The organism is Pseudomonas sp. LBUM1676, assembly GCF_059695605.1.
Genome location: NZ_CP166777.1, coordinates 692,883 through 716,375, shown reverse-complemented (window position 1 = coordinate 716,375; position 23,493 = coordinate 692,883). Strand labels below are relative to the sequence as shown.

19 protein-coding genes are annotated in these 23,493 nt (G+C 61.7%); 6 read left to right on the top strand and 13 right to left on the bottom strand.

Annotated elements, in window-relative coordinates:
• Window positions 1-6: 6 nt before the first annotated feature.
• The 4 genes from ACA041_RS03225 to mdaB all read right to left on the bottom strand — a co-directional run bounded on the left by ACA041_RS03225 (window position 7) and on the right by mdaB (window position 4,232).
• Window positions 7-1,452 (bottom strand): SulP family inorganic anion transporter, encoded by a 1,446-nt coding sequence (locus ACA041_RS03225; RefSeq protein WP_497439859.1) that lies wholly within the window; start codon window positions 1,450-1,452, stop codon window positions 7-9.
• 222 nt (window positions 1,453-1,674) lie between these two features.
• A complete protein-coding gene (locus tag ACA041_RS03220; protein WP_497439858.1) occupies window positions 1,675-2,568 on the bottom strand; it encodes an NAD-dependent epimerase/dehydratase family protein in 894 nt (297 codons plus the stop codon).
• Between the two features lie 103 nt (window positions 2,569-2,671).
• Entirely contained in the window at window positions 2,672-3,583 is a 912-nt protein-coding gene (locus tag ACA041_RS03215) for a LysR family transcriptional regulator (protein WP_497439857.1), read from the bottom strand.
• A gap of 58 nt (window positions 3,584-3,641) precedes the next feature.
• Complete coding sequence (gene mdaB, locus ACA041_RS03210; protein ID WP_497439856.1) at window positions 3,642-4,232, bottom strand: NADPH:quinone oxidoreductase MdaB; 591 nt, start codon at window positions 4,230-4,232, stop codon at window positions 3,642-3,644.
• 159 nt (window positions 4,233-4,391) lie between these two features.
• Between mdaB and ACA041_RS03205 the strand changes: the two genes are divergently transcribed.
• Complete coding sequence (locus ACA041_RS03205) at window positions 4,392-4,706, top strand: putative quinol monooxygenase (RefSeq protein WP_497439855.1); 315 nt, start codon at window positions 4,392-4,394, stop codon at window positions 4,704-4,706.
• Here the strand turns inward: ACA041_RS03205 and ACA041_RS03200 are convergent.
• Complete coding sequence (locus tag ACA041_RS03200; RefSeq protein ID WP_497439854.1) at window positions 4,696-5,460, bottom strand: sulfite exporter TauE/SafE family protein; 765 nt, start codon at window positions 5,458-5,460, stop codon at window positions 4,696-4,698. The two genes, ACA041_RS03205 and ACA041_RS03200, sit on opposite strands and share 11 nt — an antisense overlap.
• 224 nt (window positions 5,461-5,684) lie before the next feature.
• Here ACA041_RS03200 and ACA041_RS03195 point away from each other — a divergent pair, with 224 nt between their 5' ends.
• The 4 genes from ACA041_RS03195 to ACA041_RS03180 all read left to right on the top strand — a co-directional run bounded on the left by ACA041_RS03195 (window position 5,685) and on the right by ACA041_RS03180 (window position 8,074).
• Window positions 5,685-6,569 (top strand): LysR family transcriptional regulator, encoded by an 885-nt coding sequence (locus tag ACA041_RS03195; protein WP_497439853.1) that lies wholly within the window; start codon window positions 5,685-5,687, stop codon window positions 6,567-6,569.
• A 42-nt stretch (window positions 6,570-6,611) separates the two neighbouring features.
• Window positions 6,612-7,190 carry an NAD(P)H-dependent oxidoreductase gene (locus ACA041_RS03190; protein ID WP_497439852.1) on the top strand — a complete coding sequence of 193 codons (579 nt, stop codon included), beginning with the start codon at window positions 6,612-6,614 and terminating at the stop codon, window positions 7,188-7,190.
• 48 nt (window positions 7,191-7,238) lie between these two features.
• Window positions 7,239-7,610, top strand: coding sequence for a MerR family transcriptional regulator (locus ACA041_RS03185; protein WP_497439851.1), 372 nt, complete (start codon window positions 7,239-7,241; stop codon window positions 7,608-7,610).
• A 119-nt stretch (window positions 7,611-7,729) separates the two neighbouring features.
• Complete coding sequence (locus ACA041_RS03180) at window positions 7,730-8,074, top strand: cupin domain-containing protein (protein ID WP_007988984.1); 345 nt, start codon at window positions 7,730-7,732, stop codon at window positions 8,072-8,074.
• A gap of 152 nt (window positions 8,075-8,226) precedes the next feature.
• Here the strand turns inward: ACA041_RS03180 and mmsB are convergent, their stop codons facing one another.
• Both mmsB and ACA041_RS03170 read right to left on the bottom strand, forming a co-directional pair.
• On the bottom strand, window positions 8,227-9,114 hold the full coding sequence (gene mmsB, locus ACA041_RS03175) for a 3-hydroxyisobutyrate dehydrogenase (protein WP_497439850.1): 888 nt from the start codon (window positions 9,112-9,114) through the stop codon (window positions 8,227-8,229).
• 10 nt (window positions 9,115-9,124) lie between these two features.
• Window positions 9,125-10,663 carry a CoA-acylating methylmalonate-semialdehyde dehydrogenase gene (locus ACA041_RS03170; RefSeq protein WP_497439849.1) on the bottom strand — a complete coding sequence of 513 codons (1,539 nt, stop codon included), beginning with the start codon at window positions 10,661-10,663 and terminating at the stop codon, window positions 9,125-9,127.
• Between the two features lie 162 nt (window positions 10,664-10,825).
• Here ACA041_RS03170 and ACA041_RS03165 point away from each other — a divergent pair, with 162 nt between their 5' ends.
• Window positions 10,826-11,773, top strand: a complete 948-nt coding sequence (locus tag ACA041_RS03165; RefSeq protein WP_497439848.1) for a LysR family transcriptional regulator — start codon at window positions 10,826-10,828, stop codon at window positions 11,771-11,773.
• On the opposite strand, the gene yfiB is transcribed toward ACA041_RS03165, so the two are convergent.
• From yfiB to recC, 6 genes are all read right to left on the bottom strand, one after another.
• Window positions 11,770-12,264, bottom strand: a complete 495-nt coding sequence (gene yfiB / locus ACA041_RS03160; protein ID WP_497439847.1) for an outer membrane lipoprotein YfiB — start codon at window positions 12,262-12,264, stop codon at window positions 11,770-11,772. The two genes, ACA041_RS03165 and yfiB, sit on opposite strands and share 4 nt — an antisense overlap.
• A 5-nt stretch (window positions 12,265-12,269) precedes the next feature.
• On the bottom strand, window positions 12,270-13,538 hold the full coding sequence (gene dgcN, locus ACA041_RS03155) for a diguanylate cyclase DgcN/YfiN (protein ID WP_497439846.1): 1,269 nt from the start codon (window positions 13,536-13,538) through the stop codon (window positions 12,270-12,272).
• The gene (yfiR, locus tag ACA041_RS03150) at window positions 13,535-14,110 is read right to left on the bottom strand and encodes a regulatory sequestration protein YfiR (protein ID WP_497439845.1); all 576 of its coding nucleotides are present in this window, start codon (window positions 14,108-14,110) and stop codon (window positions 13,535-13,537) included. Before yfiR ends, dgcN begins: the two co-directional genes overlap by 4 nt.
• A 120-nt stretch (window positions 14,111-14,230) precedes the next feature.
• Window positions 14,231-16,339 (bottom strand): exodeoxyribonuclease V subunit alpha, encoded by a 2,109-nt coding sequence (gene recD / locus ACA041_RS03145; RefSeq protein WP_497439844.1) that lies wholly within the window; start codon window positions 16,337-16,339, stop codon window positions 14,231-14,233.
• Complete coding sequence (gene recB / locus ACA041_RS03140) at window positions 16,336-20,025, bottom strand: exodeoxyribonuclease V subunit beta (RefSeq protein ID WP_497439843.1); 3,690 nt, start codon at window positions 20,023-20,025, stop codon at window positions 16,336-16,338. Before recB ends, recD begins: the two co-directional genes overlap by 4 nt.
• Window positions 20,022-23,474: an exodeoxyribonuclease V subunit gamma gene (gene recC / locus ACA041_RS03135; protein WP_497439842.1), complete on the bottom strand. Its 3,453-nt coding sequence runs from the start codon at window positions 23,472-23,474 to the stop codon at window positions 20,022-20,024. The genes recB and recC overlap by 4 nt, the downstream gene beginning before the upstream one ends.
• Window positions 23,475-23,493 lie beyond the last annotated feature (19 nt).

Sequence of the window (23,493 nt, the reverse complement as noted above, 5' to 3'; positions counted from 1 at the left end):
GTCGACTCAGCCGAGTTCGCCCCCTGCCCGCTTGAGCATTTGCTTGCAGCGCTCCGACAGGTGAAACACGTGCAGATGTTTGCCAGCCTTGGTGTAGCGCTCACGCAGGGTTTTCAGCGCGGCGATCGCCGAGTAGTCGACGAACCTCAGGTGACGACAATCCAGGGTCACGTGCGCTGGGTCGTTGGCAGGGTCGAACTGATTGAGGAAAGGTGCGGTCGAGGCGAAGAACAGCGTGCCATGCAGGTGATACAGCTTGCTGCCGTCGGCTTCGATATGAGCGTCGGCATACAGCTCGCGAGCCTGTTGCCAGGCGAAGTTGAGCGCCGCGATGATGATCCCGCACAGCACCGCGGTGGCCAGATCGGTGAACACTGTAATCACCGTGACGGCGATGATCACCAACACATCGTTCAGCGGGACTTTGTTCAGCACCCGCAACGAAGCCCAGGCAAATGTCTGCTGCGACACCACGAACATCACCCCGACCAGTGCCGCCAACGGGATGCGCTCGATCAGCGGCGACAAAAACAGGATGAACAGCAGAATCAGGACACCGGCCACTACCCCGGACAGTCGGCCACGACCGCCGGAGCTGAGGTTGATCACCGTCTGGCCGATCATCGCGCAGCCGCCCATGCCGCCGAACACACCGGAGACCATGTTGGCCGCGCCCAGCGCCACGCATTCGCGATCCGGGAAACCACGGCTTTCGGTGATCTCGTCGGTGAGGTTCAGGGTCAGCAGGGTTTCCAGCAGGCCGACCAGCGCCATCAGAATTGCGTAAGGGGCAATGATGTGCAGGGTTTGCAGATTCCAGGGGATGTCTGGCAGCGCAAAGGTCGGCAGGCCGCCGGCAATGTGTGCCATGTCGCCCAGGGTGCGGGTCGGCAGGCCGAGCAGATAGACCGCGAGGCCAACACCCAGGATTGCCACCAATGCAGGCGGCACGGCACGGGTCAGGCGCGGCAGCAGGTAGACGATGGCCATGGTCACCGCTACCAGCCCCGCCATCAGGTACAACGGCGCCCCGCTCAACCAGGCGTCACCGCTCTTGAAGTGCTCCAGTTGCGCCAGGGCAATGATAATCGCCAGGCCGTTGACGAAGCCGAGCATCACCGGGTGCGGCACCATACGCACCAGTTTGCCGAGCCGCAGCAGGCCGAACGCGAGCATGATCAGGCCACCCAGCAGCACAGTGGCCAGCAAGTACTGCACGCCGTGCTGGACCACCAGCGCTACGATCACCACGGCCATCGATCCGGCAGCGCCGGAGACCATGCCCGGCCGTCCGCCGAAGAGCGCGGTCAGGGTGCAGATGATGAATGCGCCGTAGAGGCCCATCAATGGATTGAGGTGGGCCACCAGCGCGAAGGCGATGCATTCGGGGAGCAAGGCGAAAGAGGTGGTGAGTCCGGCCAGGACATCGGCGCGCAGACGTTTTGGTTTCATGGTTTACCCAACAATACAGGCCACAGGAAACGGCCGGAAAAGACAGGGGCGGATGTTACGGAATCGAGGGCGACCCGGCCAGTTGTTGGGACTTCGCAAATGCATTCGCGAGCAGGCTCGCTCCCACAGTGGTTTTGCGTCGGACAAAAATCTGTGCCCTGTGCAGATCAAATTGTGGGAGCGAGCCTGCTCGCGAAGGCAGCGACGCGGTCTAGAGCGTACTCAAACCATCTCGTCCCGAATCCACTCAACCACCGAAGTCCGCTTCGGCGCCCAGCCCAACAACTCCCGCGCATGCTTGCCGCGTACCCGGCTGTTGGAACCCAGGCCATAGTTGGCCATTTCATAACCCCACTCGGCTTCGGCCTCTTGCAGCGGCCAGTCTTGTGGTGCACCCAGCTTCAACGCTTCGGCGATCGCGGTGGTCATCTCGATGAACGACGCCTCACCGCTTTCGACGAAGTAGAACGTGCCCGGCAGGTTTTTGCTCAGCGCCAGCAGGTACAGGGACACCACGTCTTCGATGTGCACGTTGGACCAGATGTTCCGACCCGGGCCGACATGCCGGACCACACCACTTTTGCGCGCCTGTTTCAGCAGGCGTGGCAATTGCACGCTGTCGCGATTGACTCCAAGGCTATGGCCATAGATCAGGGTGTTGCAGATGACGGCCGAGTTCACGCCATATTTGGCAGCGTCGAGGATCAGGTTATCGATGGCCACGCGAGCTGCCTTGTCGACGGTCGGCTCAGGCAGGCTGTCTTCGTAATAGACGACGTCGCTGGCTTTACCCCCCGACGCATCGCCGACGATGCTTGAACCGCTGGTGTGCAGGAACACCTTGTGGGTGCCGCGCAGTGCGTCGAGCAGGGCTTGCACCGCTGCGCGATGGTCGCTGCTGGCGGCATTGATGACGGCATCGGCAGCCTGGGCCTGTTCGGCTAGAAGCGCGCTGTCGTCCAGCGTGCCGATCACCGGGGTGATGCCCAGTGCACTCAATTCATTGGCTTGTTCGGTGCTGCGCACCAGGCCGGTAACCTTGTGACCTGCCCGGACCAGACCGGTGGCAATGGAGCCGCCGATAAAACCGGCAGCGCCGGTAACGAATACGTTCATGGAGAAACTCCCTGCGTTAATAAGTTGTACAGCCAGTATCGGGGAGTGATGCCAGGGGAAACAGCCGGTGTGGCCCAATTCACTCTTGCACAGGGATCACGAATCAGCCCTTGAAGTCCGCTATCGCGTAAGTCGCCAATTTGCCCTGGATGAAGTCCAGAAAGCACTGGATCCGCAGGGCCAGTTGCGAGTTACGGTAGTACACCGCGTTGATCGGCTGACGATAGCCGCTGTTGAACTCGGCCAGCAGCACCTGCAAACGCCCGGCGCGGATGTCCTCGATCGTCATGAAATGCGACAGGCTGGCGATGCCTTGGCCTTCCAGCGCCAGGTGCCGGATGGTCTCGCCGCTTGAAGCGCTGATCGACGCCTGGATCGGCCAGCGATCACCGTGCACATAGCGCAGCGGCCATTGATTCAAGCCTTCGTTCTGGGTAAAGCCCAGCAGCGTATGCCCGGACAAATCCGCCACTTCAACCGGTACGCCGTGTTTCTCCAAGTACGCCGGGCTGGCGACGATGTGCAGCGGGCTGCATCCCAGGGAGCGGGCGTGCAAGGTCGAATCGGCCAGCGTGCCGATGCGGATGGCGATATCGGTGCTTTGCTCGAGCAGGTCGATGATCAGGTCGTTGCTGTTGAGTTCGAGCTGGATGTCGGGATAGAGGCTGCGGAACTCATCGATGTACGGCACGATGGCATGCAGCATGAACGGCGATGCGGCGTTGATCCGCAGGCGCCCGGACGGGGTTTGCTGGCGTGAGGACAGGCGCTCTTCAAGTTCGTCCATCTGATCGAGAATCAGCTTGGCGTGCTCGAAAAAGTACTTGCCCTCCTCGGTCAAATCCATGCGTCGCGTGGTGCGGTTGATCAAGGTGATATCGAGTTTGGCCTCCAGCCGCGACAAGGTGCGACTGACCGCCGAAGGCGTTTGCCCAACCTGCTCGGCCGCGGCCGAAATCGACCCGCACTCGATCACGCAGACGAAAATCTGCAATTCATCGGATCTGGCTTTCACGGATGCCCCTCATTCAAAAACTGGCTTGATAGTAGCTGGATGCGGGGCAAATGGAACCTCAGGCTGGCAGGCCGAACACCTCGGTCAAATGCTGTTCGTAACGCGCCACATCGGCTTCGATATTCGGGCGTTTCATCACGTCGACGCTCAGGAACGTCGGCAATCCGCTCATGCCGAGGAATTCGTTGGCCTTGTGAAACGGGAAGTACACCGCGTCCACACCCTTGGCTTCGAAGAAGTCGGTGGGGTCGTCGAACGCTTGCTGCGGCGCGTTCCAGGTCAGCGACAGCATGTATTGCTTGCCCTGCAACAGACCGCCGCTGCCGTATTTTTGCGACGCGTCGGAACGGGTGCGGCCGTCGCTGGCATACAGGCTGCCGTGGCCTTCGGTAAAGACCTCGTCGATGTATTTCTTGACGGTCCACGGCGCGCCCATCCACCAGCCCGGCATCTGATAAATGATCACGTCGGCCCAGAGGAATTTGGCGACTTCTTCGGCGACGTCGTACCCCTCGTCGATGAAGGTGGCTTTCACATCCATGCCCCCGCGATCCAGCACGCTCAGCGCGGCGTCGTGCAGGGTGGTGTTGTAGCGGCCATCGGAGTGGGCGAACTTTTTGCCGCCGTTGAGCAACAGGACTTTCTTCATGAGGAGTCTCGCAAGGGTCAGAATTTGATGGCCGCAGGCTAATCATCCGCCTCGCGCGGAATAAGCCCTGAATCAGCAAAATTCATTTGACCCACAAGCACGAATCGACAAGAGATTGTTGCCTTAGACTTGTGTCGATACTGACTTGAGGATTTTTTGATGAGTGAAATGCAAGGCTTCATCCTGCACGCCAAGACCCGCCCGGAAAAATCCGACGCCTTCGAAGCGTTTTTCAGCGGCTATGTAGAAGCGAGCCGCGCCGAGCCCGGCTGCATCGAATACCACATGCTGCGCGACAAACAGGACCCGACGCTGTTTATCTTCTACGAGATCTGGCAGTCCCAGGCCCACCTGGACGTGCACTCGAACCTGCCGCACATGAAGCAGTTCCTCGACCAGCGCGATGAGTACCTGGAACGGGATTTCGAGATCCGCGCCATCGACATGCTCAGTCCCTCGTCCGCTACCCGCTGATCAGCAAGTGGCCGCCGAGCAAGCCGAGGCCGATGAAGAACACGCGCTTGAATAACACGGCGCTGATCCGCTGGCGCAGCCATTGCCCCAGCAGCATACCCAGCACCGCCGGAATCAGCGCCAGCAACGAGGCGCTCAACTCCGCACCGCCGAGGGCGCCGCGCCAGGACAGGCCGGCGGCCAGGGCGAGGGTCGAGACGGTGAACGACAGGCCCAGCGCCTGCACCAGTTCATCCTTGCTCAAGCCCAGCGCCTGCAGATAGGGCACAGCCGGAATCACGAAGACACCGGTGGCCGAAGTAATGACGCCGGTCAGCACGCCGCAGAGCGGAGCAAGCCAGCGCTCGCTACGCCCGCCCACCTGCAGGGTCGGCAGGAACAACCCGCTCAAGGCGTACAGCAACAACGCCGCCCCCAGCCCCCGCACCACCCAATGACCACCCGCCATGCCGATCCACACCGTACCCGCACCAGTGCCGATGAAGATCGCCAGCAGCATCGGCCACAGCCGTTTGACCAGCTTCAGCAGATGCCCACCGAGGGCCAGTTGCCAGACGTTGGTGAGGGTGGCGGGGATGATCAACAGCGCCGCAGCCTGCGCCGGCGCCATAGCCAGGCCCAGCAGGCCCATGGCGATGGTTGGCAGGCCGAGGCCGATGATCCCCTTGATCATGCCTGCCAGGAGGAAGGTGGCGATGACCAGTACCGACAGGGTCAGGCCGAGATTTTGGTAGAACGCGGCGAGAGTTTTCATGGGCTTATCCTGAGCCCTGATAGGCCGCTTGGAAATCTGTCATATACTGAGGCTGCCTCTTGATATGGTAGAGGCTGAGGCTTTCGCTGACGCCTTCGCGAGCAGGCTCGCTCCCACACTGGATTTCAGCGAACTTAATATGTGCGGAAAACAGAGATCCTTGTGGGAGCGAGCCTTCTCGCGAAGACGTCCGCCCAGACGACAAATGCCCAGAGATAGCCTCGATGCACTTCGACATGACTGACCTGCGCCTCTACCTGAACATCCTCGACACCGGCAACATCACCGCCGGCGCGGCTCGCAGTCATCTGTCCCTGGCCGCCGCCAGCGCACGAATCCGCGCCATGGAGTCCTCACTCGGCATCGACTTCCTGCAGCGCGGTCGTCGCGGTGTCACGCCCACACCCGCCGGCAAGGCCCTGGCGCAACACGCCCGCGTCCTGCTGCAACAGGCCGAACGCCTGCAGCAGGACCTGGCCGAATATGCCAAAGGCGTCAAAGGCCAGGTCCGTCTGTTGTGCAATACCACCGCGATCACCGAATATTTGCCGGAGCTACTCGCGGACTTCCTGCGCGAACACCCAAACCTCGACATCGACCTGCAGGAACTGCCCAGCACCCGCATCACCCACGCCTTGCGCCAGGGCGCGGCAGACCTCGGCATCGTGTCCGACGCCGTAGACACAGACGATTTGCAGACCCGCCCGTTCCGCGACGATCCGCTGGTGCTGATCATGCCGCGCGATCATCCCTTGGCCGACGCCGCAGCTGTGAACTTCAGCGACACCTTGCACCACGACTACGTCGGCCTGAACGCCAACAGCGCCTTGGCCGTCTACCTTGAAGAACAGGCCTTGCACGCAGGCGTACGCTTGCAGATCCGTATCCGCGCCGATGGCTTCGACGGGGTGATGCGCATGGTCGCCCGGGGAGCGGGGGTGGCGATCGTGCCACTCGCGGCAGTCGAACGCAGGCCCGACGAAACGCCCTTCAAGAGTCTCGCCCTGCAAGAACCCTGGGCCCAACGCAAACTCCTGCTCTGCGCCCGGGACTTCGCGGTGTTGCCCGGTTACGCCAGGGCCTTGCTGCTCGCCTTGACTCTCCCCTGAGGAGCAGACTTTACCCTTGGAGTTTCTTCTTCAAGGACAGAAATGATGGGCAAGCGAATTCTGGTGATTCTCGGTCATCCGTCGAGCAACAGCTTCTGCGCCGCGCTTGCGGAGCGTTACACACAATCGGCGTTGCGCGCCGGGCATGATGTACGCCAGTTGTTTCTGGGCAGCCTGGACTTTGACCCGGTGCTGCGCGAAGGCTATCAGCAGGTCCAGCCACTGGAAGCTGATTTGCGTCTTGCCCAGGCGGATATCCTGTGGGCCGAGCATTTGACGTTGGTTTATCCGATCTGGTGGGGTGGAACTCCAGCCTTGCTCAAGGGATTTTTCGATCGGGTGTTCCTGCCCGGATTCGCCTTCAAATACCGCGAAGGCAAAGCCTTTCCCGAGAAATTGCTGCACGGTCGTAGCGCGCATTTACTGGTGACCATGGACACGCCACCCTGGTATTACCGCTGGGTCTATCGCATGCCAGGACTGCACCAGATACGCAAAACCACCCTCGCCTTCTGCGGCATCACGCCACAACGCACGCTCACTTTCGGCCCGATTCTCGGAGCAAGCCAACGACAGCGTGAAGCCTGGCTGTTGCAAGCCCAGGCTATCGCCAGCCGCTGAGTCTGCCGATAATGCGCCGGGCTGAATCACGGTAAAAAGGGACTTTTCATGTACATCGGCCAAGCCGCGCAACGCTCTGGAACCACGATCAAAAGCATCCGCCATTATGAGTCGATCGGCTTGCTGTCTGCGGCCCGGCGGCTGGGGAAATACCGCGTCTACGACCAGCAAAGCGTCGACCTGTTGATCTTTATCAAATGCGCTCAACAACTGGGTTTCAGGCTCAAGGAGTTACAGGCGATCTTCGCCGGACATCAAGGTCAGGGGATGCCCTGGGAGCTGGCTCACGAAGCCATCGCGGTGAAGAAACTTGAAATCAGCGAGCGGATTGCCGCGCTGTCGCAGCAGCACTTGCAACTGATCGAGTTCGAAACCAGCCTCGAACAGGCCAAAGCCGAGTGTCCGCTCGAGAGTCTTTGATCGGTTGCGCGTTTCTGGACAGCTCGATGTCGAGCACAGACAACTGAGCGGGGCATGGGCGCTATAGGGTGCGACTTCAGTTGTTCTGCGCTACTTCCCATCTACCGCCCGGAGTCCACATGACCGCACCTATTACCGTTCTTCGCGACACCCACCCGCTGCCCGTCCTCGACGCCTGCAAATGGGAGAAACTCGAAGGCGACCCGCACACCGTCAACCTCAACGCGTACACCAGCGAAGACGGCAGCAAGATCATGGGCACCTGGATCTGCACGCCGGGCAAGTGGTATGTGGAATATGTGAAGTGGGAATACTGCCATTTCCAGGAAGGCTACTGCGTCATCACCCCGGAAGGCATGGCCCCTATCCATTTGCGCGCCGGTGATATTTTCGTCATCGAGCCGGGGATGAAAGGCACGTGGGAAGTGGTTGAAACCGTGCGCAAGTACTTCGTGTTTGCCTGAGGCAAAAAAACCGGGAGATCACCTGACGTGATTTCCCGGTAAATGTCGATGCATACCTGTAGGAGCGAGCTTGCTCGCGAAAAACCCGAGAGCGACGCGGGGTGTCAGATTCTCCGCGTTATCGTTAACGACCATCGCGAGCGAGCTCGCTCCTACAGGGGTTTGCGATAGCTGTTGATGATCGCCGAGAAGTCCTTGCCGCCTTCCCCACGCTGGCTCATCGCCTGATACAACTGCTGCGCCACCGCACCCAACACCACCGGCTGGTGAGCCTGGCGTGCCGCTTCAGTGGCCAGCCCCAGATCCTTGAGCATCAGCTCGGCACCGAAACCGCCGGTATAGCCGCGCGACGCCGGCGCCGTTTCAACGATGCCCGGGTACGGGTTGTACATCTCCGAGCTCCAGCAGCGTCCGGTGGAACTGTTGATGACGCCCGCCAGCACCGCGCTGTCGATGCCCAGCGCCTCGCCAAGCGCCATGGCTTCGCTGACGCCGACCATGGAAATCCCGAGCAGCAGGTTGTTGCAGATCTTGGCGATTTGCCCGGTGCCAACTTCGCCGCAACGGACGATGTTGCGGCCCATCTGCGCCAGTACCGGTTGCAGGGTGGCGAACAGTTCGGGGGAGGCGCCGACCATGAAGGTCAGGGTCCCGGCTGCCGCTCCGCCGGTACCACCGGAGACCGGTGCATCGGCCATGGCCACGCCCTGCTTGGCCGCCGCCGCAGCAACGTCACGTGCCGTCTGCGGATCGATGGTGCTGCAATCCACGGCCGGCACGCCCTTGGCGATCCCCGCCAGCACGCCGTCCTCTCCCAGCCAGACGCTGCGGACATGAACCGCGGCGGGCAGCATGGTGATCACCATTTCGGCACCTTCTGCCGCTTCACGGGCCGAAGCGCTGATGCTGCCGCCCAGTTGCTCCAGTTCTGCCAGAACGGTTTTGTTCAGGTCGACCAGCCGCAGGGCATGGCCAGCCTTGATCAGGTTGCGCGCCATCGGCGCGCCCATGTTGCCGAGACCGATAAAAGCGATTTTCATGTCCGGCTCCTTAACGCAAGTTGATGGTGGTGTTCACACCGTCGTTGACGCTGTCGTCATCGAACCAGCGACTGGTGACAGTCTTGGTTTGAGTGTAGAACTGCACCACTTGCTTGCCATACGGGCCGAGGTCGCCGAGTTTGGAACCGCGCGAACCGGTGAAGCTGAAGAACGGAACCGGTACCGGAATGGGGATGTTGATGCCGACCTGGCCGACATCGATTTCGGTCTGGAATTTACGTGCCGCCGCACCGCTTTGGGTGAACAGGCCCGTGCCGTTGCCGAACGGGTTGGCATTGACCAGCGCGATGGCCTCATCGAGGGTATCGACTTCCAGCACCACCAGCACCGGACCGAAGATTTCCTGAGTGTAGATCTGCATCTCGGGCGTCACGCCGGAGAACAGGGTCGGGCCGACAAAGTTGCCCTTCTCGAAGCCTGGAACGCTAACGTCGCGACCGTCCAGCTCAAGCTTGGCGCCTTCCTTGATGCCGCTCTCGATCAGATCCAGAATCCGCGCCTTGGCTTTTTTGGAGATCACCGGGCCCACATCGGTGCCCGGCTCGCTACCGGCATTCACTTTGAGTTTCTGTGCCAGTGCCTTCAGGTCCGGCAGCCATTGCCTGGCCGCGCCCACCAGCACCACCACGGACGTAGCCATGCAACGTTGACCGGCGGCACCGAAACCGGCACCCACCAGCGCATTGAGTGCCTGGACGCGATTGGCATCCGGCAGCACCACGGCGTGGTTTTTCGCGCCCATCATCGATTGCACGCGTTTACCGTGTTTGCCCGCCAGGTCGTAGACGTGAGTACCGACCGCGGTAGAACCGACGAAGGAAACCGCCTTGATGTCCTTGTGAGTGCAAAGCGCGTCCACCACATCCTTGCCGCCGTGAACCACGTTAAGCACGCCCGCCGGAACACCGGCCTCGATCGCCAGCTCCACCAGCAGCATGGTCGACATCGGGTCCTGTTCGGACGGCTTGAGCACGAAGGTGTTGCCGCAGGCGATCGCCATCGGGAACATCCACAGCGGAATCATCGCCGGGAAGTTGAACGGGGTGATGCCGGCGCAGACGCCGATTGGCTGGCGCAGGGTGTAGGTATCGACGCCGCCCGCTACGTTCTCGGCGAACTCGCCCATTTGCAGGCTGCCGATGGAGCAGGCGTGCTCGACCACTTCCAGGCCGCGGAAGATATCGCCTTCAGCGTCGGCGATGGTTTTGCCCTGTTCATTGCTGAGCACCACGGCGATGCGCTTGGAGTGCTCGCGAATCAACGCCTGGAGCTTGAGCATGATGCGCATCCGCGCGCCGATCGGCGTCAGCTTCCAAGTCTGGAAGGCGCGATGGGCAGCGCTGATCGCAGCGTCCACTTCCTGCGCGGTGGCGAACGGAACCCTGGCCAGCACTTGCTGGGTCGCCGGGTTGATGATGTCGTGCCACTCGGTGGTCTGGGACTCGACCCACTCGCCGTCGATCAACAGTTTGACCTTTTGCGCCACAGTTTCGTTGGGGGTTTCGTTTGGCGTGAGCGATGCGTTCATGCTGGTCTCCTGGACGTTGTTGTTATCTAGAGAACTATCGGTGGAGCCAAGGCGCGGAATTCGCCTTGCGATGAGGTGTGTGTCGCGAATTGGTTGTCGGACTGTTTTTGGAGTATAGATGTGCAAACTTCTAATAAGAACGCACATAAAAGCCGGTCCATCATGCAAAAAAACATCACCTCCCTCTGTTCACTGAACTGGGATGACCTCAAGTTTTTCCTCGAAGTCGCCCGCACCCGCAAGGCCAGCACCGCGGCCAAGCGCCTGGCGGTGGACTACACCACCGTGTCGCGGCGCATCAGTTCGCTGGAAGCGGCGTTAGGCACGCTGCTGTTCGAGAAATCCCGGACCAGCGGTTTCGTCCTGACCGCCGAAGGCCAGCGGTTGCTCGGTTATGCGGAGTCGATCGAAAGCACCCTGCACATGGCCTGCGAGCAGGTGTCAGGTTCTGGCGTGGCGTTATCCGGACATGTGCGCATGGGCTGCACCGAAGGATTCGGCAGTTTTTTCATCACCCCGCAGCTGAGCCATTTCGTCGATGCCTACCCGGCGATCTCGGTGGACATCCTGCCGCTGCCGCACTTCATCAGTCTGTCCAAGCGCGAGGCGGACATCGTCATCGCCCTGGAGCGCCCGGAGCATGGTCCATACGTCTGCTGCAAACTCTGTGACTACAAGTTGCAGCTGTACGCGACCCAGGATTATCTGGACAAGCACCCACCGATCCGCCGCCCGGCAGACCTGGGTAAACATTCATTCATCAGTTATGTCGACGATCTGGCGTTCAGCTCGGAGCTGTTGTACCTGGCGAACGTGCTGCCCGGTGCCAGTGCCAATTTGCGCAGCACCAGCGTCATCGCGCAATTCGTGGCCGCGCAGCAAGGGCGGTCACTGGCGATCCTGCCGTGCTTCCTGGCTGCTCAGGATTCGCGCTTGCTGCCGGTGTTACCGGATGAGATCAACATCACCCGACAATTCTGGATGTACTGCCGCGAGGACCTGAGGAAGCTCAAGCGGATCACCTTGCTGTGGGACTACATCCGCGCGGTCACGGAACAGAATCAGGCGCTGTTGATGGGGGACAGTCGGGAGATGTTGTTCGCCGATTAGTCGGCGCTGACCACGATCGACACCCGACGATTTTCGGTGCGCCCGGCCGCCGTGTCGTTGGCGGCAACCGGATGACTGCTGCCAAGACCGCGCAACTGGATGTTTTGATCTTTGATCCCGGCCCTGGCCAGCACCTTGCCGACGCTTTTCGCGCGGCGCAGGGCAAGCTGCTCGTTATAGGATTCCTTGCCGGATGCATCTGTATGGCCATCGATCCGTACCCGCTCGATGCCGACTCCCTGCAAGGCCTTGCCAATATGATCGACGATGTCGGTGCTGGCGACATTCAGGCTGTCGTCGTCACTGCCAAACAGCACTTTGCCTGACAGGCCAAACGTCCAGCCCTCCTCAGTCAACTCGAAACCTTGCTGCTTGAGCACCGCGACCTGGGCCGGGGTCAGGCCTTTTGGCGGCGGCGTCTGGCAACCGGCCAGTGCCAGCAAAGCCATGAACAGGGTGATGGTGAAAAAACGCAACGTGGGGGATAGCACGCAATTCAGCTCCTGGTTTCAACATCGGCGGCCGGGTACTCCGACCCGGCCGTGTGCTGTGCGCCGCGAGAAAGGCGCTTGGCGGTGTACATGGCGGCGTCGGCGGCGCTGAGCAGTGCGCCGGGTGTGGCGCCATGCTCGGGGTACACGGCGATGCCGATACTGAGGGAGGTCAACACGTGGGTATTACCCGGCAACGGGATTGGCACGTCCATGCTGGCGATGATTTTCTCTGCGATCAACTCGGCGTCTTCGGTCTTGTGCAGCGGTGTCAGCAAGACGGCAAACTCGTCGCCCCCCAAACGTGCCACCAGATCGTCTTCACGCAACTGTGCGCGAACCCGATTGGCCACGGCCACCAGCACCGCGTCGCCCGCGGCGTGACCGAAGTTATCGTTGATCCGCTTGAACCGGTCGCTGTCGAGAAACAGCACCGCGACTCGCTCATCGAGTTTGTCGGCATTGCGCAACGCGCGCATCAATCGGCCTTCGAAAAAACCCCGGTTGGGCAACCCGGTGAGGCTGTCATGACTGGCCTTGTGGGCGAGGGTTTCGTTCTCGTTTTGCAGGTGGGTCTGCCAGGATTCGAGTTCATCGAGCAAGGCATTGAAGTCGTTGCCCAGGTTGTCGAGTTCGGCGATGGCGGCAGGCGGCACACGCTGATCAAAGGCGCGCTCGCTGCGTGCGGCGTGAGCCACGAAAGCCAGGCTGCGCAATGGGCCGGTGATGCCGCGCAGTTGCCGACGCGCAAGATACAGCGCCACCCAGGCACTGATGGCGGTGCACAGCACGATGCCTGCCAGGCCACTGAGCAGGAAACGCAACAGGCTGCCGCCGTGACCGGTGAGTTCAATACTGCCGATTTTCTGGCCTTGATGGACGATCGGCAAGCTGATCGGTTTTTCCAGGAAGGCCTTGGCAATCTGCATTTCCAGATCGGAGAACAACCCGGTTTCCGGTCGTTGCCAGTGCGCCAATGACTTGCCCTGCTCGTCCAGCACCTGGGCATCGGCCACTTCTTCGGTGGACGCGATCAACGCCAGCGCTTCGGTGGCGGCGGCCTTGTCGTTGAACACCACCGCGGCTTCCACGGTGTAGTTGATCGAGCGCGCGATCAGGTGCAGGTTGTGGTCGGCATAGACCCGCAAGGCCAGAACGCCCAGCAGGGTCAGGGAAACACTGGCCATGGCCACGCCCACCAGCGCGACGATCAAATGTCCGCGACCGATGACCGAGCGCAGGGTCGAGCGACCAGCCGGCTTGAGAAGCCTCATGGTGCCACCGACTTGCGGCGGGACAGTTGCAGGACACTGGGGTGAATGCGCACACCACTTCGGGCAACAGAATCGAGGTTGACCTCGAATGACACATGCTCATCGCCGACCCGCAGGCAGAACAGGCTGCCGACGGTGCAGGGATCATCGGCTTCACTGATGCTCAACACCGCACGCCCGGTAAACGAAGCGAAGAGCCGGCTGCGTTCATCGCCGGTCAGTTTGCCGATGTACACCGCCTCGCATTCGCCGGCAATGGACGGGTTGTCGGCCAACAGTCGTCGCACGGTGATGGGCCGGCCGCTGGCCTGGGTGGCGCCCTTGACCAGATCGTCGGTGTATTGGGTAGGCCCCACTACACACAGGTGCAGTTGCTCAGGTTCGACTGGCCAGCGTGCATAACTGAGGATCCCGAGTACGACCTGGGTAACCGAACTGGCACGTTGATCGGCCATGCTCAGCGGGGTTTGCGCCTGGGCGAACACGATGCCGCTCAGCAAACAGAGGAGGCCCGCAAGCAGCACTTGCTTGCAACGAGCGACGCGTCCTGTCGTCCAGACAGCCTCCTTCATGCAGGGATTCTCTTCGAGTGAAACGGGATGATGCCGCAACGATAGCATAGCGTTCTAAGGCCAGCGAGGCGGCGCACTACGGCACTTTCGGCCAGTTTCCGTCGCCTGACATCGCCCCTTTCAATCCCCCGCCCCGGTCGCTTCTTCCAGCTCCAGCATCAAGCCGCTCAAGCGCTTGACCTTGCGCCGCACTGCCTCTTCGAACACGCCGGCACGTGGTTCGATCAGGGTGAACCAGTGCTTGGCACGGGTGATCCCGGTATAGATCAGCTCTTTGGTGAGTACCGGGTTGAGCGCGTCCGGCAGAATCAATGCCGTATGGGCAAATTCCGAACCCTGGGATTTGTGAACGGTCATGGCGTACACGGTTTCGACATCATTGAGCCGACTCGGCAGAACGAAGCGCACGCCGCCCTGCCCGTCATTGCGTGGGAATGCCACACGCAGCACCAGCTTCCCGGCCTCGGGGCCGTCACGTTCGGGCAACTTGAGCGCGATGCCGATATCGCCGTTCATCAAGCCCAGGCCGTAGTCGTTGCGGGTCATCAGCACCGGGCGGCCTTCGTACCATTGGTGGTCACTGTCGATCAGCCGCGCCTTGAGCAGTGCGGCGGTCACCCGTTGGTTCAAGCCTTCCACACCCCAGGGGCCCTTGCGCACGGCGCATAACAACTGGAAGGCGTCGAAGGCTTGCAATACGTTGCGTGCCCAGTCGATCCAGGATGGATCATGCAGCGGTCTGTCGAGCGCTGGCCGCTGGCTGCGCAGCAGGGTCAGGTAATGCCGATAACCTTGCGGCCCGTCGCCATGCCCTTCAAGCAGCAGGTGTTCCAGCGCGCGATCCTGCTCACCCTTGAGGGACAGGCAAAATACGTCGTCGTGACTGCGCGTCGCCAGTAATCGGCGCGCTTGTTCCGGATGCTGCTGGTTGACCCAGCGGGCCAGTTGCCCAATGCCACTGCCTTCGCCGAACCGGCGTGAGTGGCGCAGCATCACCACTTGCTGGGCGAGTGGATGAGTCCCGTCGAGGTCTTCCTGCAAACCGCTGGCGTCCAGGCTTTCGCCACTGACCGTTTCCAGCCACTGCCGGGTCTGCGGGCTGTACCAACCGGCCTCGGCATCGCGGCACAGGTCGCCGAGCACGGCACCGGCCTCCACCGAGGCCAGTTGGTCCTTGTCCCCCAACAACACCAGTCGGGCGTGGGCCGGCATCGCATCCAGCAGGTTGGCCATCATTTCCAGGTCGATCATCGAGGCTTCATCCACCACCAGCACATCCAGCGGCAGGCGATTTCCCGCGTGATGCCGGAAATGCCGGGTACCGGGACGGCTGCCGAGCAGACGGTGCACGGTGGTGACATCCGAGGGGATTTTGTCCCGTATCGCTGCAGCGACTTCCAGGGTGCGCACCTGCTGACTGATGGACTCGGTCAGCCGGGCCGCGGCTTTACCGGTGGGGGCGGCGAGACGGATGCGCAACGGTTTGCCAGCCTCCACCGCCGGCGCCTGAAGCAGCGCTAGCAAGCGCACGACGGTCGTGGTCTTGCCGGTGCCCGGGCCACCGGTGACGATGCTGAAGGCACTGCGGGTTGCCAGGGCGCAGGCGAGTTTCTGCCAGTCGATCACTTCGCCGGGCCTGGCGGGACCAAACAGGCCGGTCAGACGCTGGGATAAATCGCTCGGCGTTGTTTCGTGTTCCGCCAGACGCTGGCGCAACGAGTGGTCGATACGCCGCTCGTAAGCCCAGTAACGACGCAGGTACAGGCGTTTGCCCGACAACACCAATGGCCTCTGCTGCGCAGCTTCACGACCATCGACCGCCAACGCGACCAGGTTGCTGGCGGCCAGCACCTTGCACCAATGAGCGCCGTCCAGGGCTTCAAGCAGTTGCGAGGGCAACACCATGGCGTCACTGTGCAAATCGCCTTCGGGCGGCAGCGACAGGGCGAAGTCCGGCTCTTTGAGTGTCTCGAACAGATCCAGGCAGACATGGCCGTGCCCCAGTTGGTGACTGGTCAATGCCGCGGCCAGCAGCACCAGCGGATCGTCATCGGGCGCGAGCTCATGCAGAAAAGCCACGAAGGCCTTGTCCAGCGCCCGCAACCAGCCACGTTCGACCCAGCGCGTGAGCAACAGCAACAAGTCGTCGGCGCGACTCAAGGGGGCCAGCTCCGCCAGGCTGTCGGCGGCCAAGGGTGTGGGCAGCAAATCGGCGAAGGTGCGGCTCATAGCAATTCTCCCTGTTCCCAGGCGGGTTCAGCCTTGGGTTCCGGCTTGCCCTGGAACAGTCGATCCAGACGCTCGATCAACGCCTTTGGCGGCCGGGCAAAATACACGCCCTGGCTGGACGCACGGGTGCCGCGCAGGAACAGGTACAACGCACCACCGACATGCCGGTCGTAATCGTAATCGGCAAGCCGCGCCTTGAGCTGACGATGCAGGGCTAATAGATAGAGCACGTATTGCAGGTCGTAACGGTTGTCGAGAATCGATTGTTCCATGGCCTGCTCGGTATAGGCTGCGTCCTCGACGCCCAGCCAGTTGGATTTGTAGTCGGCGACGTAATAACGGCCGTCGTGCTCGAATGTCAGGTCGATGAAACCCTTGAACATGCCATTGAGCAACACCGGCTCGGCAGCCACCCGTGCTACACCGTTGTGGGTGTATTGGCGCACGAGCTCATCGAGCTTGAGGACATCGACCTTGTGACTGGCGAACCAGAATTCCATCTCGACGCGGTACTGGCTCAGCTGACCGAAAATCACCGGAGCCTGGCCGGCACCGATGTGCAGCGGGGATTTGAGCAGATGCTGCAGCCAGTCGCTCAGGGCACTGATCCAGCCTTCCCAGCCGCGACGGTTGCAACGCCGGGCGATGGCGTCTTCCACCGCTTGCGGGGTCACGTCAAAGCCTTCATCACCGGCCCACTCCAGCAAGCCATGGAGAAAAGTGCCGGGCCCCGGGCCACGGGGAAAGCGATGGATATCCGCGCCGCCGGCAACCACTTCTCTTGGTGCTTGCGGATCGAGGCGTTCGTCGTCGAAGAGCTTTTGCGCTTGAGGATTCTCGGGGGCTTCGTCACTGCCTTCGCTCAGGCGTTCGCCGATGCGCAAGGCGCTGTAAGAAGCGATCCACCAGTTCTCACTGGCCTTGCGCATGGGGACCCGCGGAGCGAGTAACGCCGCTTCGTTGTGGGGCGGATGGTAATGCTCGTTGGTCGCTTCAGGCATTTCACCGTAGTTCAGCGCCGGGCAGTCCTGTTGCAGGTCTTGCAGCCAGCGCTGCAAACCGGCCGACTCGGCCAGCGGCGCACCGCCCCCGAGCAAATAACCCAGCGCCGAAAGGTGCAGCACCGAGCCGTTGTTATTGCCGCGCTTGAGGTCAGTCACGCCAAGCCAGCACGCATGTTGCGCACGGGTCAGGGCCACGTAGAGCAAGCGCAGATCCTCGGCCAGACGCTCGTCATCGGCGAGGGCAATCAACTCGGCCGTCGGCTTCAACGTCACCTGGGCCTTGCCGCTGGCGTCGTGGTAATGCAATGGGAGCCGACTGCCATCCACCGGCTTCGCCGAGCAAATGAACGGCAGGAACACCAGGGGATACTCAAGCCCTTTGGACTTGTGAATGGTCACGACCTTGACCAGTTGTTCATCGCTTTCCAGGCGCAGGATCTGCTCTTCACCGGCCTGGCCGGACAGCGCCAGGTGTTCGGACAAATGCCGGATCAACGCCTGTTCGCCGTCCAGTTCGGCCGCCGCCTGTTGCAGCAACTCGGACAGGTGCAGCAAGTTGGTCAATACCCGCTCGCCATCGCTGCGGGCGATCAATGCCTGGGGCAAACGGAAGTCGTGCAGCAGGCGCCGCAACATCGGCAACACACCCTGCTTGCGCCAGAGCTCGCGATAACCGCGGAACTGCATGACCCGCGCTTCCCAGGCCAGCTCGTCCTGGTTCAAGCGTTCCAGTTCAGCCAGCGACAGGTTCAGCGTGATGCAGGCCAGCGCGGCTCGCAGCGGGCGTTCGACATCCGGCTCGGCGCACGCCTTGAGCCAGGTCAGCAGGTCGTGGGCCTCCTGGGCGGCGAACACCGAATCCTTGTCCGACAGATAAACACTGCGCACGCCCCGCTGCGAAAGTTCGGCGCGCACGGCCTGGGCTTCTTTGCCGTCACGCACCAGGATCGCGATATCAGCCGGCAGCAGGCCCCTGAAGTCTTTACCGTCCTGAGTGAAACCCGCGCGGCCTTGTTGCCCACCGTTGAGCAAGGCGGTGATTTCAGTGGCGCAGGCAGCGGCCAGTTGTTGTCGATACACCGCGCCGGATAACGGCTGCTCGGCAGACAGGTGCCAGATATTCAGCGCGGGTACAACCTGACCCGCTACGTGCAGGACTTCTTTGCGGCCCTGGGATTCGACGGGCAGGAACGGTACCGGGTTCGCGCCATCTTGTTCACGGAACAGGAACGCACCCCGCCCGGCCTCGCGCGACTCGGCACGCGCGAACACGTGGTTGACCGCACTGACCATGCCGTGACTGGAGCGGAAGTTGGTGCCCAGGGTATGCAGGCGGCCGGCGGTGGCCTGGCGGGCACGCAGGTAGGTATAGATGTCGGCACCGCGGAAGGCATAGATCGCCTGCTTCGGGTCGCCGATCAGGAACAGGCCGCTCTCGGGGTTATTGTCTTCGATGCGATAGATGCTTTCGAAGATCCGGTACTGCACCGGGTCGGTGTCCTGGAATTCGTCGATCAACGCCACCGGGAATTGCTCGCGAATCAGGGTGGCGAGACGCTCGCCACCCTCCGATTGCAAGGCGGCATCGAGGCGCAGCAGCATGTCATCGAAGCCCATCTCCGCGCGCCGCCGTTTTTCTTCCTCGAACCGCGCGCCCACCCACTGGGCGGCGTGTTGCAGCACCGCCGCATCGGGCGTCGGCAATCCATCGAGGCTGAGCTTGAGGCCGGGCATCGCATCCAGGCCCGGATGCCGGGGCGACTCACCTTTCCAGGCTTCAGCCATGCCATCGGGCGTCAGGCGGGTGAAACCGGTGCCAATATCCAGTTGCTCGAGGGACTCGTCTTCGGCCCAGGCTTTGATTTTTTCGAACCAGGGTTCGAAATAACGCGCCTGCATCTTGCGCCCGTCAACGCTCTTGCTCGCGACGCCCTGGTGGCAGAGGGCAAGCAATTCGTCCGCCCACTGGCGCCAGGGCATCTTCAGTTCAAGCAAGGCAGCCCGTCGTTCCAGCAGGGATTGCGCAATCAGCTCGGCGGGCTCTTTACCCTGGGCATTGTCACGCTCGCTGGCGAACAACCCACGGACTCGCGGCAATAATGCCGCCGGGCCGCCCCAGTTGCTGCGAACCCAATTCAACGCATCGCCTTGCATCGGGTAGCAGAACATCCGCCAGTAATCGCGCAGGACCTCACCCAGCAAATCGCTGTGATCGGTTTCCAGGGTCTGGGTAAACAGGCTGCCACTGTCGAACGCGTGTTCGCGCAACATGCGCTGACACCAACTGTGGATGGTCGAGACGGCGGCTTCGTCCATCCACTGGGCGGCGATATCCAGGCGGTTTGCGCATCCGGACCACTGCTCGGGCAGATACTCTTCGCGCAACTCGGCGATCAGTGCATCAGGCGCCGGGGTTTCATCGCGGAAAAACCGCGCGGCCTCGGCCAGGCGCGTGCGAATACGTTCACGCAGTTCTTTGGTGGCCGCATCGGTGAAGGTCACCACCAGGATTTGCGGCGGTAACAGTTCACGTCCGAACCCGCTGGGCTCCCCACCATGGCCGAGTACCAGGCGCAGGTAGAGTGCGGAAATGGTAAAGGTCTTGCCGGTGCCAGCGCTGGCTTCGATCAGTTGGCTGCCGCGCAGGGGGAATGCCAGGGCCAGCGGTGTTTTAGTGGTCATGAGCGCGCCTCCTCGCTGGAGAGTGAACGCCAGGGGGCTTCCAGCAGTGGCCGATACAAGGCGTCGCACCAGTCGAGGAACGTCTCGTCGGCCATCAGCGCGTCGTAGTCGGCAAACTGACGACCCAGCGCCGGGCTTTCACGGCGTTCGCCATCCGTGGTCAGGCCATCGCCTTCGTAGGCCTTGCGCGCCGCGGCCTGGGCCTTGAGCGGATCGGCCTGACCTAGCCAGGCGAAGGCTGTCTTCACCGCTATCGGCAGCGGTTGGCGCATACCGGTTTGCCAGGCCAGCAACAAGTCGCCCAGGGCTCGAGAGGCTGCACCCTGCTCCATCGGCGCGAGCAGCAGACTGTCGTCGCTGGCCACCAACGCCGTGGTCAAGGCCATGCCACTGGCGCAGGCCACCAGGTGGTTGACCCAGGGCCGCGTCAGGCGATGCCATTTGCGAGACTTGATCGAACCGATGCTATTGGGGATCGTCGTGACCGAAAGCAAACCACCGTCTGCACGCTGATGCAGTCCGCTGAGCCAACCTTCCAGGCGCAGGCCTTGCAGCTCCAGACTCACCGGCAGCGCACTGGTGAGCGGTGTTGGCCATAACGCCAGAAGTTGCCGGTAGCGCTGCAGCAGGTCCGGCAAGGGCTCGATCAACTCTCGCTGCAGACATTCACCGAAACCGGCCATGGGCAGCAAACCGCTGTGCTGCAGGCGCCTGGCTTGCGCCTCCAGCGCCTGATCGGTGTACTCCAGCTGTCCCAGCGCCGCTTCGAGAAGCCGGTCGCTGAGGCTGTAGCGTTGCAGCGCGTCGAGCACAAAAGGTTCTTCATCGGGCAGCGGTACCTCAGCGGCTTCGAAGAACACTTTCAGGCGCTGGCTGAAGAAATGTCGTACCGGGTTGCGCAGGAAATCCTGCAATTGTCCAAGGCTGAGCGGCTCTTCCTGAATGAACGCATCCAGGACCTCGAGCTCGCAAGCGGGCTCAGTGGCTTGATGAAGCACTTGCCATTCATTGGCGTAGCTGAACAGATCATCGCCTGCGTGGAAGTAGCGGGCACTGAAGGGTTGCAATGGATGCTCCTGCGTCAAGGCCTCAAGCAGATCTTCGTCTGCGTCGTGCAATCGCCAGCCGCTGGCCAGGTGGTCGCGGAGCTGGCCAATCAGCACCGATGCTGGCCGCTCGCTATTGTCCCGGATGCTGCGGCCGACCCAACTGATATACAGTTGGTCACGTGCCGACAGCAGAGCCTCCAGCAGCAGATAGCGGTCATCTTCGCGCCGGGAGCGATCGCCGGGACGGTAATCGCTGCCCATCAGGTCGAAGTCCAGTGGCGGTAGCGCACGCGGATAATCGCCGTCATTCATACCCAGCAGGCACACCAGCTTGAACGGGATCGCACGCATCGGCATCAGGGTGCAGAAGTTGACTGCACCGGCCAGGAAACGCTGGGACAAGCGACCTTGATCCAGACCCGCCAGCCAGGCTTCCCGGACCACGGTCAGGGGTAACTCGTCCTGCAGGCCAACCGACTCACAGGTCTCAAGCCAGGTTTCACGCAATTCTTCGAGCTGGGACAGCAGGTAGTCGTCATGCTCGTTGCTGGCCTGGAAGAACAGCTGCACCAGTGCTTGCAGGCGCATACCCCATTGCTTGGGTGACGCAGGTCGAGAGAGTTCCTGGTGGGCAATCTCCAGTGCATCCAGCAGTGCGACCAGTGGACCGATCAGTGCGGCATCCAGACCACCGATCTCATCGTAGGGCTCGATGCCCTCGCAGGCACCGCCGCTGCCCACGGCATAACCGAGCAGCATCCGCCGCAGGCCGAAACGCCAACTGTTCTGTTCCAGCTCTTGCGGCAGTCCGAGGCCCGCACGCTGCTCGGCGTTCATGCCCCAGCGGATGCCTGCGCCTTCAATCCAGCGATGCAGGGTTGGCAGGTCACGCTCTTCGACCGCGAAGCGCGCGCGCAGTGCCGGAACGTCCAGCAGGTCGAGGATCTCGCTCACAGGGAAACGACTGTCAGGCAATTTGAGCAGGTGTTCGACGGCGATCAGGAGCGGATCACGGCCACGTTGACCCTGGTCTGCCAGGGTGAAGGGAATGAAGCGTGGATCATGGCGATCGAGCTGGCCAAATACCGCTCGGATATGCGGTGCGTAGCTGTCGATATCCGGGACCATCACGATGACGTCGCGCGGCCTTAAATGCGGGTCGGCACTGAAGCGCGCGAGCAATTGATCGTGGAGGATCTCCACTTCGCGCTGAGCGCTGTGAGCAATGTGAAAACGGATCGATTCGTCCTTGCCCGGATCGACTGCTGGCCAGCGCTCGCGAGTCTCGTTCAGGGGACGTAATTCAAGAATGTCGTCCTGTAGCTGGTTGAGCATGTTCTGCGGTTGGCTGTCGCTGAACAGATCAATGCGGCCATCGCGAAAGGCCGAACGATAGCTGTTGGGATCGTCGTAGCTGTCGAGCAGATTGATGTAGTCCCGTCCCTGCTTGCCCCATGCCGCCAGAAGCGGGTGGGCATGTTGATGCAGGGTTTGCGGATCGAGCACGACCGGCATGCCGCTCTTGCGTGCCTGACGTTTGTACTGATGTCGCAACAGGTCTTTATCGGCGACGATGTCCGCCCAATGGTGCCGACAGGGGTTATGCACACAAAGCAGGACCTGGCTGAAACGAGACAGTCCGGCCAGTGCTTCCAGGGCTTGAGCCGGCAGCGAGGAAATCCCGAAAACGATCACTCTTGAAGGCAGCCCATCGGGTGCCACATCGAGGCTGTTGATGCGCTCGATAAACCGCTGATGGACACCGGCCCGGCTTTGCGCCATGCCTTGCTCCCCCACATCAAGCAACAGCGCACGCCACAACTCTGCCTGCCAGCAGTTGGCTGAGGTCAAGGGTTTGGTTTCGCCCCTGCCATTGCGCAATTGATGGCGCCCTTCGGCCCAGTCTTCGAGCCAGTCGGCCCGGTACACCTGGTATTGGTCGAACAGATCCGCCAGCCGCTCGGCCAACTGGTAGCGTTTGCGTAAATCGCTGTCATTGGCCAGGAAGCGTTGCAGGGGTTCGAAGTGCGGTTGATCGATCAACTGCGGAAGCAGGCGCATCAGGCGCCAGGTCAGCGGGGCTTTGTCGAGCAGGGATTTGACCGGGATCTCGTCACGGCCAAGGACCATGCGATAGAGCTGCCACATGAAGCTACCCGGTAACTGCACGTCGATGGCGGCGGCAATGCCACAGCCACCCATGTCGTCATCTTCCGGGTCTTCGGCCAGTGCCAGCTTCAGCCATTGGGCGATGCCGTTGCTCTGTACCAGGGCGATTTCATTTTCCAGGGGCGCCAGTGGGTAGCGCCGCATCCAGCTGACCACCAGGCTGCGCAACTCGTCCAGGCGGTTGCCGTGAACCACCATAAAACCAGCACTGAGGGACGTCGCGTCCGGCATAAAGGCTTCCTTGGAAAGC

Coding starts and splice junctions, on each gene's coding strand:
- ACA041_RS03225 (WP_497439859.1), bottom strand. CDS start 1,452: ATGAAACCAAAACGTCTGCGCGCCGATGTCCTGGCCGGACTCACCACC.
- ACA041_RS03220 (WP_497439858.1), bottom strand. CDS start 2,568: ATGAACGTATTCGTTACCGGCGCTGCCGGTTTTATCGGCGGCTCCATT.
- mdaB (WP_497439856.1), bottom strand. CDS start 4,232: ATGAAGAAAGTCCTGTTGCTCAACGGCGGCAAAAAGTTCGCCCACTCC.
- ACA041_RS03205 (WP_497439855.1), top strand. CDS start 4,392: ATGAGTGAAATGCAAGGCTTCATCCTGCACGCCAAGACCCGCCCGGAA.
- ACA041_RS03200 (WP_497439854.1), bottom strand. CDS start 5,460: ATGAAAACTCTCGCCGCGTTCTACCAAAATCTCGGCCTGACCCTGTCG.
- ACA041_RS03195 (WP_497439853.1), top strand. CDS start 5,685: ATGCACTTCGACATGACTGACCTGCGCCTCTACCTGAACATCCTCGAC.
- ACA041_RS03190 (WP_497439852.1), top strand. CDS start 6,612: ATGATGGGCAAGCGAATTCTGGTGATTCTCGGTCATCCGTCGAGCAAC.
- ACA041_RS03185 (WP_497439851.1), top strand. CDS start 7,239: ATGTACATCGGCCAAGCCGCGCAACGCTCTGGAACCACGATCAAAAGC.
- ACA041_RS03180 (WP_007988984.1), top strand. CDS start 7,730: ATGACCGCACCTATTACCGTTCTTCGCGACACCCACCCGCTGCCCGTC.
- mmsB (WP_497439850.1), bottom strand. CDS start 9,114: ATGAAAATCGCTTTTATCGGTCTCGGCAACATGGGCGCGCCGATGGCG.
- ACA041_RS03170 (WP_497439849.1), bottom strand. CDS start 10,663: ATGAACGCATCGCTCACGCCAAACGAAACCCCCAACGAAACTGTGGCG.
- ACA041_RS03165 (WP_497439848.1), top strand. CDS start 10,826: ATGCAAAAAAACATCACCTCCCTCTGTTCACTGAACTGGGATGACCTC.
- dgcN (WP_497439846.1), bottom strand. CDS start 13,538: ATGAGGCTTCTCAAGCCGGCTGGTCGCTCGACCCTGCGCTCGGTCATC.
- yfiR (WP_497439845.1), bottom strand. CDS start 14,110: ATGAAGGAGGCTGTCTGGACGACAGGACGCGTCGCTCGTTGCAAGCAA.
- recD (WP_497439844.1), bottom strand. CDS start 16,339: ATGAGCCGCACCTTCGCCGATTTGCTGCCCACACCCTTGGCCGCCGAC.
- recB (WP_497439843.1), bottom strand. CDS start 20,025: ATGACCACTAAAACACCGCTGGCCCTGGCATTCCCCCTGCGCGGCAGC.
- recC (WP_497439842.1), bottom strand. CDS start 23,474: ATGCCGGACGCGACGTCCCTCAGTGCTGGTTTTATGGTGGTTCACGGC.